The sequence below is a fragment of the Streptomyces sp. NPDC000404 genome, assembly GCF_040300365.1.
GTDB lineage: Bacteria > Actinomycetota > Actinomycetes > Streptomycetales > Streptomycetaceae > Streptomyces > Streptomyces ramulosus.
This window is the reverse complement of sequence record NZ_JBEPDN010000003.1, coordinates 538,915-548,695: the sequence shown is the minus strand read 5'-3', so window position 1 is coordinate 548,695 and position 9,781 is coordinate 538,915. Positions and strand designations below refer to the sequence as shown.

The 9,781-nt window shown below is 73.3% G+C and carries 7 protein-coding genes; all 7 read right to left on the bottom strand.

Annotated features, from left to right (window positions below; genetic code table 11):
• Positions 1 to 591 precede the first annotated feature (591 nt).
• The 7 genes from ABT345_RS08325 to ABT345_RS08295 all read right to left on the bottom strand — a co-directional run bounded on the left by ABT345_RS08325 (position 592) and on the right by ABT345_RS08295 (position 9,678).
• A complete protein-coding gene (locus ABT345_RS08325; RefSeq protein WP_345090768.1) occupies positions 592 to 1,206 on the bottom strand; it encodes a hypothetical protein in 615 nt (204 codons plus the stop codon).
• A 111-nt stretch (positions 1,207 to 1,317) separates the two neighbouring features.
• The gene (gene ahcY, locus ABT345_RS08320) at positions 1,318 to 2,772 is read right to left on the bottom strand and encodes an adenosylhomocysteinase (protein WP_345090765.1); all 1,455 of its coding nucleotides are present in this window, start codon (positions 2,770 to 2,772) and stop codon (positions 1,318 to 1,320) included.
• A 550-nt stretch (positions 2,773 to 3,322) separates the two neighbouring features.
• Positions 3,323 to 4,282: a cation diffusion facilitator family transporter gene (locus ABT345_RS08315; protein ID WP_345090762.1), complete on the bottom strand. Its 960-nt coding sequence runs from the start codon at positions 4,280 to 4,282 to the stop codon at positions 3,323 to 3,325.
• Positions 4,283 to 4,508: 226 nt separating this feature from the next.
• Positions 4,509 to 5,723, bottom strand: a complete 1,215-nt coding sequence (manA, locus tag ABT345_RS08310) for a mannose-6-phosphate isomerase, class I (protein WP_345090759.1) — start codon at positions 5,721 to 5,723, stop codon at positions 4,509 to 4,511.
• A 105-nt stretch (positions 5,724 to 5,828) separates the two neighbouring features.
• Entirely contained in the window at positions 5,829 to 6,965 is a 1,137-nt protein-coding gene (locus ABT345_RS08305) for an SIS domain-containing protein (RefSeq protein WP_345090757.1), read from the bottom strand.
• A gap of 76 nt (positions 6,966 to 7,041) precedes the next feature.
• Entirely contained in the window at positions 7,042 to 7,224 is a 183-nt protein-coding gene (locus ABT345_RS08300) for a Trm112 family protein (protein WP_345090755.1), read from the bottom strand.
• Between the two features lie 1,095 nt (positions 7,225 to 8,319).
• Positions 8,320 to 9,678, bottom strand: coding sequence for a phosphomannomutase/phosphoglucomutase (locus ABT345_RS08295; RefSeq protein ID WP_345090753.1), 1,359 nt, complete (start codon positions 9,676 to 9,678; stop codon positions 8,320 to 8,322).
• Positions 9,679 to 9,781 lie beyond the last annotated feature (103 nt).

Below are 9,781 nucleotides of genomic sequence, written 5' to 3'. Positions count from 1 at the left end.
ATATCTGGCGTTGACTTTTGGCACGCTGTTGAGTTCTCAAGGAACGGACGCTTCCTTTGTGCCTGTTTCACCAGGCTCTCCGGGCGCTTCCCTTCAGTCTTGCGTTTCCGACTCTATCAGATCCTTTCGGTTCTGATTTTCGCCGATGCGGTCCGGCCTTTCGGCTTTTCCGCGGTTCCAACCTTACCAGATCCGCTGGGCGTTTCCGGCCCCCTGTTGGAGCGGGGTTTGCCTTCAACTTTCGCTTTCCGGCTTTTCCGACTCTATCAGATCCGATTCGCGCCGTTTCCGGTCCGAATTCGTTTCCGATTACCCGTCGGAGGGGTTTGCCTTTCGGCTGACCCGAACATTATCAGAAATATTTCGACCGAATAATCGGCGAAGAGTTCTGGCAAATGATTCGAGTGGCCCCGCTGAATTGAATTCTGGCCGGGGCGAGATAGGAGACTAACCGTTGCGGTGGAACCTGTCCAGCTCCCGGCAACCGTTCGAATCTACCTCCCCGAGACTCCCGTGTCAACGGGTTTCCTGGGGAGGTATGGAGACTAGCAGGTCAGCATGGAGGCCGCACATCGGGGGGCCGGGCATCGGCTACGGGAAGGTCGACGGCGGGGAGTCGAGGGATTCGAGTTCGATGCCGGGCGCGGCGAGGACGACGTCGCCGGCGAGGTGGACGGTGTGCTGCTCGCCGGTCTCCAGATCGTTGACCTGGTACGCGTCGTCGATCAGCGGGGCGTTGTCAGTGGCGTGTGCTGTGCTGGAGACCAGCGCCCAGGACTGGTCGAGCGTGCGGGGGGCGAGGACGGGGGGTGTGAAGGCCACGAGCCGGGTGCGGACGGCTCCGGCGCCGGGTGCGGGGCGCAGCAGCCGGGCGGTGGCGATGAGGAATGCGGGGGACGCGCCGGTGAAGGCGTGGGCGGGAACGTTGCCCTCCGTGGCATGTTCGCCGGTCGGGTCGGTGCGGACCCAGGTGACGCCGTCGAGTGCGGCGCCGCGTACCTGCCAGCCGCCCGCGTGGAGTTCGAGACGGAGGGGGCGGCCCAGCTCGTCGAGGGTGAGGTCGACTGAGCCGGCGTGGTCGCCGGACGGGGTGGTGATCTGCGAGACGTAGCGCCAGCCGGAGGGGCCGGTGGCGCAGTGGAAGTGTTCTTCGCCGAGGGGGGTGTGGTCGTGCGGATCGTGCAGGGAGTAGTGGCCGCGGGGCATGGGGGTCCTTGGAGCGGGCGTGTGCGGGCCGGTGGGGCGGTACGGGCCAGGCCCTCGCCCGGTGGGGCGAGGGCCTGGTGTCACCGGCTGCTGCGGGTGTTACGCGGCTGCTCAGTAGCGGTAGTGGTCGGGCTTGTACGGGCCCTCGACCTCGACGCCGATGTAGGCGGCCTGCTCCGGGCGGAGCGTGGTGAGCTTGACGCCCAGCGCGTCCAGGTGGAGGCGGGCGACCTTCTCGTCCAGGTGCTTGGGCAGGACGTAGACGTCGGTCGGGTACTCCTCCGGCTTGGTGAACAGCTCGATCTGGGCCAGGGTCTGGTCCGCGAAGGAGTTGGACATCACGAAGGAGGGGTGGCCGGTCGCGTTGCCGAGGTTGAGCAGGCGGCCCTCGGAGAGGACGATCAGGACCTTGCCGTCGGGGTGGGTCCAGGTGTGGACCTGCGGCTTGACCTCGTCCTTGACGATGCCGTCGAGCTTGGCGAGGCCGGCCATGTCGATCTCGTTGTCGAAGTGGCCGATGTTGCCGACGATGGCCTGGTGCTTCATCCGGGCCATGTCGGAGGCCATGATGATGTCCTTGTTGCCGGTCGTCGTGACGAAGATGTCGGCGGTCTCGACGACCTCGTCCAGGGTGGTGACCTGGTAGCCGTCCATCGCCGCCTGGAGCGCGCAGATCGGGTCGATCTCGGTGATGATCACGCGGGCGCCCTGGCCGCGGAGCGACTCCGCGCAGCCCTTGCCGACGTCGCCGTAGCCGCAGACCACGGCGGTCTTGCCGCCGATGAGGACGTCGGTGGCGCGGTTGATGCCGTCGACGAGGGAGTGGCGGCAGCCGTACTTGTTGTCGAACTTCGACTTGGTGACGGCGTCGTTGACGTTGATCGCCGGGAAGAGGAGATCGCCGTCGCGGTGCATCTCGTAGAGGCGGTGGACGCCGGTGGTGGTCTCCTCCGTCACGCCGCGGATCTCCGAGGCGAGGCGGGTCCACTTCTGCGGGGCCTCGGCGACGGTGCGGGTGAGCAGCTCCAGGATGGCGCGGTGCTCATCGCTCTCGGCGGTGTCGACGGAGGGGACCTTGCCGGCCTTCTCGTACTCGACGCCCTTGTGGACGAGGAGGGTGGCGTCGCCACCGTCGTCCAGGATCATGTTCGGGCCGCCGGTGGGCGAGTTCGGCCAGGTCAGGGCCTGCTCCGTGCACCACCAGTACTCCTGAAGGGACTCGCCCTTCCAGGCGAAGACCGGGACGCCCTGGGGGTTGTCGGGGGTGCCGTTGGGGCCGACGGCGATGGCCGCGGCGGCGTGGTCCTGGGTGGAGAAGATGTTGCAGGACGCCCAGCGGACCTCGGCGCCGAGGGCGACCAGGGTCTCGATGAGGACGGCGGTCTGCACGGTCATGTGCAGGGAGCCGGTGACGCGGGCGCCCGCGAGGGGCTGGGCCTCGGCGTACTCCTTGCGGATCGCCATCAGGCCGGGCATCTCGTGCTCGGCGAGGGTGATCTCCTTGCGGCCGAAGGCGGCGAGGGAGAGGTCGGCGACCTTGAAGTCCTGGCCGTTTGCGGTGGTCATACGGGCTGCTCCTCGTGCGGCGAGGTGGATGTCGGGCTGGGCAGTCTGCGGCGCGGGCAGGCGGAAGCGCACGCGGATGCGAACGCACCTCTCCCCTGGCCGCAGCGCAGTCCGTCGGAGGCCCTCTCTCCCTCGGCCGGTCCGCGGTGCGGGCCGCCCGACCGCCATCAGCAGCGACGTCTGGCACTGGGGACGAATCTACACCGACCGGCCCGGCTGCCCCAGCCCGCCTCGGCTCATTCTGTGCGCTGCGGGGGCGGTGGTGCGGGTGGCGCGGGCCGTGCCGTACGGAGGTGCGGGGAGGGGCCGGTGCGGGTGGCCGCGTGGAACGTCGGCTCGGCGGGGGTGTCACGCGGGCCGTGGGGCGCGGGCCGATCGGGGCCGAGATCATGCGGTTTCCGGTCGGCGCGGGGGCGGTGTCCTCCCGCGTGTCCGCGCCGTCGGGCCCGTACGCGCGAAGGCCCCGCTCCGGGGAGCGGGGCCTTCGGGAGACGCGGCCGGGAGGCGGGCGCCGGGTGGTGGTGCCGGCACCGGTGGGTGCCTTTGGGGGTCAGCGGCCTCCGGGGGACTTCTCCGGGTCGGCGCCGGCGGCTGCGACGGCCTCGTCGTAGATGTCGGGCTCCAGGTAGATGACCCGGGCGATCGGGACGGCGGCGCGGATGCGTTCCTCGGCGGCGTTGATCGCGTCGGCGACCTCGCGGGCGGTGTCGTCGTGGGCCACCGCGATCTTGGCGGCGACGAGCAGTTCCTCGGGGCCGAGGTGGAGGGTGCGCATGTGGATGAGGCGGGTGACGGTGTCGCCGTCGACGACCGCCTCGCGGATCTTGGCGACCTGCTCGGCGCCGGCGGCCTCGCCGAGCAGCAGCGACTTGGTCTCCGCGGCGAGTACGAGCGCGATCAGCACCAGCAGCGCGCCGATGCACATCGTGCCGATGCCGTCCCAGATGCCGTCGCCGGTGATCAGGGTGAGGCCGACGCCGCACAGGGCGAGGACGAGGCCGATGAGCGCGCCGAAGTCCTCCAGCAGGACGACGGGCAGCTCGGGGGCCTTGGCGCGACGGATGAACTGCGCCCAGCTCTGCTTGCCGCGCAGCTCGTTGGATTCCTTCATGGCCGTGCGGAAGGAGAGGCCCTCGGCGACGACGGCGAAGAGGAGGACGCCGACCGGCCAGTACCAGTTTTCGAGGGCGTGCGGCTCGTGGATCTTCTCGTAGCCCTCGTAGAGCGCGAAGACGCCGCCGATGGTGAAGAGGACGATGGAGACGAGGAAGCCGTAGACGTAGCGCTCGCGGCCGTAGCCGAAGGGGTGTTCCTCGGTGGCGGCGCGCTTGGCCTTCTTGCCGCCGAGCAGGAGCAGGCCCTGGTTGCCGGAGTCGGCGATCGAGTGCACGCCTTCGGCGAGCATGGACGACGAGCCGCTGAAGGCGAACGCCACGAACTTCGCTGCGGCGATGGCCAGGTTGGCGCCCAGCGCCGCGACGATCGCCTTGGTTCCGCCTGATGCACTCATGAGTGCCGTATGTCCCTTCCGTCGGCCGGGCTTTACTGCCCCTTTAAGCATGTGGGGCGGTCATTCTCGCAGCCCTGCCGGCGGGCGCTGCCAGGTGCCCGGTGGGTGGACGGCGCCCTCGGTGGTCGTGGCAGGTCAGGGCGGGGTCGAGGGGTGCGGAGTCGTTCGTCGCGGGGATGTGCCGCCGGACGCCGTCGTGCGGTGCGCTCCCGGCGGCAGGTTCCCGTTATGCGACGACCGTGGCCCGGAAGAGCGTGCCCTCGCCGGAGACGGTGATGCGTTCGCCGGCCGGGACGAATGCCGACTGTCCCGGGGTGAGCCGCAACTCGTCGCCCGGGTCGGCGAGTTGTGCGTCGGCCGGGCGGGCCAGGACGGTGCCTGCCGTGCAGAGGAGGATCTGCGGGGTCCGCGCGTCCAGGGTGCGTGGGGCGGCGCCGGGGGCGAGGACGTGGCGGGAGAGGCGGAATTCGTCGGCGGGGGTGTCGTAGACCTCCTCGCCGTCGGTCTCCTCGGGGCGGAGGATGCCGGGGTCGCCGGGGGTGAAGCGGACGACGCGCAGCAGTTCGGGGACGTCGATGTGCTTGGGCGTCAGACCGCAGCGCAGCACGTTGTCGGAGTTGGCCATCAGCTCGACGCCGAGCCCGCTGAGGTAGGCGTGCGGGATGCCGGCGCCGAGGAAGAGCGCTTCGCCGGGCTGGAGCGTGACGTGGTGGAGCAGCATCGCGGCGAGGATGCCGGGGTCGCCCGGGTAGTGGTGGGCGAGGGCGGCGTACGCGGCGTAGGCGGGGGCGTGCGGGCCGTCTTCCGCGCCCCGCCGGTCGGCGGCCGCGGCGGCGCGGTCGACACAGTCGGCGAGGGCGGCGCGGTCGGTGGAGAGGAGGGCGGTCAGGACCTCGCGCAGTGCGTCGGCCTCCGGTTCGGCGCGCAGGATGTCGACGTACGGCTTGAGCGCGTCGATCTCCAGGCCCGCCAGCAGGTCGGCGGCCTCGGCGGGGTGGCGGAAGCCGCAGAGGCCCTCGAACGGGGTGAGGGCGCAGAGCATCTCGGGCTTGTGGTTCGGGTCCTTGTAGTTGCGGTGCGGGGCGTCGAGAGGGACGCCGCGGCGCTCCTCGTCGGCGTAGCCCGCCTCGGCCTGGGCGCGGTCGGGGTGGACCTGGAGGGAGAGCGGGGAGCCCGCGGCGAGGAGTTTGAGGAGGAAGGGCAGCCGGGGGCCGAAGGCGGCGACGGCGGCGGTGCCCAGTTCGGCCTCGGGGGCGGCGGCGATGACGTCGGCCAGGGAGACGGGCCCGGCGCCGCGGTCGATGCGGGAGGGGGCGCCGGGGTGGGCACCCATCCACATCTCGGCCTGGGGCTCACCGGTCGGTTCGGTGCCGAGCAGCTCCGGCAGGGCGGTGACGGAGCCCCAGGCGTAGGGGCGCACGGTGTTGACGAGGCGGTCCATGGGGCTGCTGCTTCCTGCGTGGCGTACGGGGTCCGGCGGGGCGGCGGTGCCTGTGGGGCGTACGGGTGGGGTCCCGGGCGGTGGCCGCGGGGCGGCCCTCACAGATCACTCGGTGTCGGCGAGCGCGAGGTAAACGGCGGCGAAACCCACGATGGCGAGTAGTTCGGCCGCGGTCTCCAGGTCGGTGCCGTCCGGTGGTTCCACCGCGCTGACGGCGGTGCCGCGCTCCTCGGCGAGGGTGTGGGCGGCGCGGGTCGCGGAGAGCGGGCCGGGGGCGTGTTCGCGCAGGAGGATGACGCGGGCGTGGAGGGCGGCGGGCTGTTCGACGCGGTCGCGGAAGAAGTCGTCCGGGTCGGCGCCGGCGGCGAGGGCGCCGGAGAGCAGCGTGCGGTGGGCGGTGAGCGCCTCGGGGAGTTCGGCGGCGAGGGCGGGGCGCCCGGCGAGGCTCCCCAGTTCCGCGGCGAAGTGGCGGCCGACGGCGCCGGCCACCCGGCCCTCGGTCCAGATCAGCGGCAGGGCGTCGGCGACCTCGGCGGCCAGCGTCTTGGCCGGGTTGGTGTACGTGGCGAGGGCCGGTCCGCAGCTCTCGGCGAGCTGGTCGAGCCGGTCGGCGAGGCGGTCGAGCGCCTCGGGCGGGGCGCTGAGCAGCCCGATCCGGTCGGCGAGCGCGAGGATCGGGGTGAGCAGCGACCAGAGGGTGCCGGGGGCGGCGGGCGGGGCGCCCTCGACGTCGAACTCGGCGTCGTAGGCGGTGGTCGCCAGCGGGACGGCGAGGCCGCGGGCCTGGCGGACGGCCTCGGCGAGCGGGGAGCCGGCGGGGGTGACGGCGACGACGGAGCAGCCGCGGCGGTAGGCGCCCTCGACCAGTTCGGCGAGGCCGGGGTCGGAGCCGTCGGGCCCGGCGATCAGGACCAGGTCGAGGGGGCCGCACCAGCCGGGCAGCGTCCAGCGCAGGGCGCCGGGGCGGGCGTCGACGCCGGTGGGCGGGATGTGGGTGACGGGGCAGCTGCCGCCGCCGAGCGCGCCGAAGAGGTCGGCGACGCAGGGGGCGACGGGGCCGGGCCCGGCGACGAGGACGGCGCGGGGCCGCCCGTCGGGGACGAGGTCGGCGATGCCGGCCTCGGCGGCGCCGCGGGCGGCGGTGCGGACCCGGGCGCCGGATTCGGCGACGCCGCGCAGCAGGCCGAAGCGGTCGGCGCGGGCCAGCGCCTCGGGGTTGTCGAGGAGTGACTCGTCGAGCATGGTGGGCGCGGCCTCCGTTCGCCGGTGCGGGCGGGACACGCCGGGCGGGGCCGGGGCGGGCCCCGGCGGCGTCCGGTCAGGCGGGGCGACGGGCCTCGTCGACGAGGAGTACGGGGATGCCGTCCCGCACGGGGTAGGCGAGGCCGCACGTCGTGGAGGTGCAGACCAGCTCGGCGGGGTCGTCCGCGGTCCGGTCCGCCAGCGGGGCGTGGCAGGCGGGGCAGGCAAGGATCTCGATGAGGCTGGCGTCGACCGGCATGGGGGCTTGCTCCTTCGATGGTTGCGGCCCCGCCAGCCTACCGCCGGGCGGGGGGCGGGGCCCTGTCGTCGGGGGCCGGGGGCGTACGGGGGCGTCGACGGGGCGGGCCGTCGTGTTGCGGGAGGTGATGCTCTGTGCCCCGGGGGGCGTGGTCGGTGGTCCGCGTGGGGGGTTCCGGGCCGTGGCGGGAGGGGCCGGGTGCCGGGGCTCTGCCGGCGGGCCTCTGCTGGTAGGCCTCTGCCGGCGGGGCTGCCGGCCCGGGCGGCGTGCCCGGCCCCGGCGGGTGCCCGGCCCAGGCGGCGTGCCCCGGTCTCAGGCGGCAGGCGTATCGAGGCGGATCCGGACGCCGGAGCGTCGGCCGGTCCCCCTCGGCGAGCCGGGGCCGAGGCCTCGGGCGCCCGGCCGGCAGCGCTGCCGGCCCGGACGGCGTACCCCGGTCTCAGGCGGCTGCCCGGCCCCAGGCAGCATGCCTGACCCCAGGCCGCAGGCGTACCGAGGCGGAGCCGGACGCCGGAGCGTCGACCGGGCCCCCCTCGGCGAGCCGGGGCCGGTCCCCAGGCCCACGGCCGGATGCCCGCGGCCCCCGACGGCGCCGGCAGAACGGTCCGGGCGAAGGACAGGCCGGGCGAAGGACAGGCCGACCACGGGCCCGGGCCGCCTCTGACGGCGGCCGGGGCATCGCTCCGGGCGACCGCGCACCGCGCCCCCGGGCAGCCCGCCCCGTCGGCGCCCTGTCGGCGCCCTGTCGGCGCCCCGCCGGTGCCCCGGCGCGGTCGGGCTGCCCGGGCCTGTCGTCGAAACTCCCGTCGTCGCCCGAAGGGCGGCCCCGCGGCGTCCGGTGCGTGCGATCGCAAGGTGTGCGTGCGGTCGCAAGGCTGAGGGAAGCCCCGGTACAAGGCTGAGGGACACCCCGGCACCGGGTGTATCCGGCTGTGCCGGCAACCCGGCGAGGAGGGAGCCTGCCCTGCTCGGGCGCGGCCGAGCGCCCGCCAGTCCGCCCGAGCCCCGCGCCACATGGGCTCCCGCTCGGGCGCAGCCGAGGGCTTGGGGATGCAGCCGTCGTCGCGCGCCCGCCGGGGACTGTCGGGACCGCCCTTACGCCCGGACCACCGCCAGCACCTCGTCCCGCACCCGGGCCACCGTCTCCGCGTCCCGGGCCTCGACGTTCAGGCGCAGGAGCGGTTCGGTGTTGGAGGCGCGGAGGTTGAACCACCAGTCGGCGGCGGTGACGGTGAGGCCGTCCAGCTCGTCGAGGGTGATGCCGTCGCGGTGCTCGTAGGCGTTCTTGATGGCGGCGAGGCGGCCCGTCTGGTCGGCGACGGTGCTGTTGATCTCGCCGGAGGCGGCGTAGCGGTCGTACGCCGCGACCAGCTGGGAGAGCGGGCGGTCCTGGCCGCCGAGGGCCGCGAGGACGTGGAGGGCGGCGAGCATGCCGGTGTCGGCGTTCCAGAAGTCGCGGAAGTAGTAGTGGGCGGAGTGCTCGCCGCCGAAGATCGCGCCGGTCTGCGCCATCCGCTCCTTGATGAAGGAGTGGCCGACGCGGGTGCGGACGGCGGTGCCGCCGTGCTCCTTCACCACCTCGGGGACCGACCAGGAGGTGATGCAGTTGTGGATGACCGTGCCGCCGGGGTGCTTGGCCAGCTCGCGGGCGGCGACCAGCGCGGTGATGGCGGACGGGGAGACCGGGTCGCCGTTCTCGTCGACGACGAAGCAGCGGTCGGCGTCGCCGTCGAAGGCGAGGCCCAGATCGGCGCCGGTGGCGCGGACGCGCTCCTGGAGGTCGGTGATGTTCTTCGGGTCGAGGGGGTTGGCCTCGTGGTTCGGGAACGAGCCGTCCAACTCGAAGTAGAGCGCGTCCACTTCGAGGGGCAGTCCGGCGAGGACGGTGGGGACGGTGTGGCCGCCCATGCCGTTGCCCGCGTCGACGACGACCTTCAGGGGGCGGATGCCGGAGAGGTCGACGAGGGAGCGCAGGTGGGCGGCGTACTCCCCCAGGACATCGCGTTCGCCGACGGTGCCGGGGACGGCGGCGGGCTGCGGGGCGCCGTCGGTCATCCAGCGCTCGACGAGGGCGCGGATGTCGGCGAGTCCGGTGTCCTGGCCGACGGGGGCGGCACCGGCGCGGCACATCTTGATGCCGTTGTACTGCGCGGGGTTGTGCGAGGCGGTGAACATCGCGCCGGGCAGGCCGAGGGCGCCGCTGGCGAAGTACAGCTCGTCGGTGGAGCAGAGGCCGATGTGGGTGACGTCCGCGCCGCGCGCCGCGGCGCCGCGCGCGAACGCGTCGGCCAGCCCCGGCGAGGAGGGCCGCATGTCGTGCCCGATGACGAGCGCGTCGGCGCCGGTCACCTCGGTGAAGGCGGCGCCGAACAGCTCCGCGAGCGACTCGTCCCACTGGTCGGGCACGACACCGCGCACGTCGTACGCCTTCACGAGCTGCGACAGATCAGCCACGGCCGGCCTCCTGGATCTGGATTCGGTACGGGAGATCCAACCTACCCGGAGGTACCGACAGCGGTCCGCGCGGACGTCGGGTACGCGCCAGGGGGCACGCGGA

What these genes read in the sequence shown, in the direction of transcription:
- ABT345_RS08300 (WP_345090755.1), bottom strand. Translation starts at nt 7,224, where the DNA reads ATGCCGGTCGACGCCAGCCTCATCGAGATCCTTGCCTGCCCCGCCTGC.
- manA (WP_345090759.1), bottom strand. Translation starts at nt 5,723, where the DNA reads ATGGACCGCCTCGTCAACACCGTGCGCCCCTACGCCTGGGGCTCCGTC.
- ahcY (WP_345090765.1), bottom strand. Translation starts at nt 2,772, where the DNA reads ATGACCACCGCAAACGGCCAGGACTTCAAGGTCGCCGACCTCTCCCTC.
- ABT345_RS08315 (WP_345090762.1), bottom strand. Translation starts at nt 4,282, where the DNA reads ATGAGTGCATCAGGCGGAACCAAGGCGATCGTCGCGGCGCTGGGCGCC.
- ABT345_RS08305 (WP_345090757.1), bottom strand. Translation starts at nt 6,965, where the DNA reads ATGCTCGACGAGTCACTCCTCGACAACCCCGAGGCGCTGGCCCGCGCC.
- ABT345_RS08325 (WP_345090768.1), bottom strand. Translation starts at nt 1,206, where the DNA reads ATGCCCCGCGGCCACTACTCCCTGCACGATCCGCACGACCACACCCCC.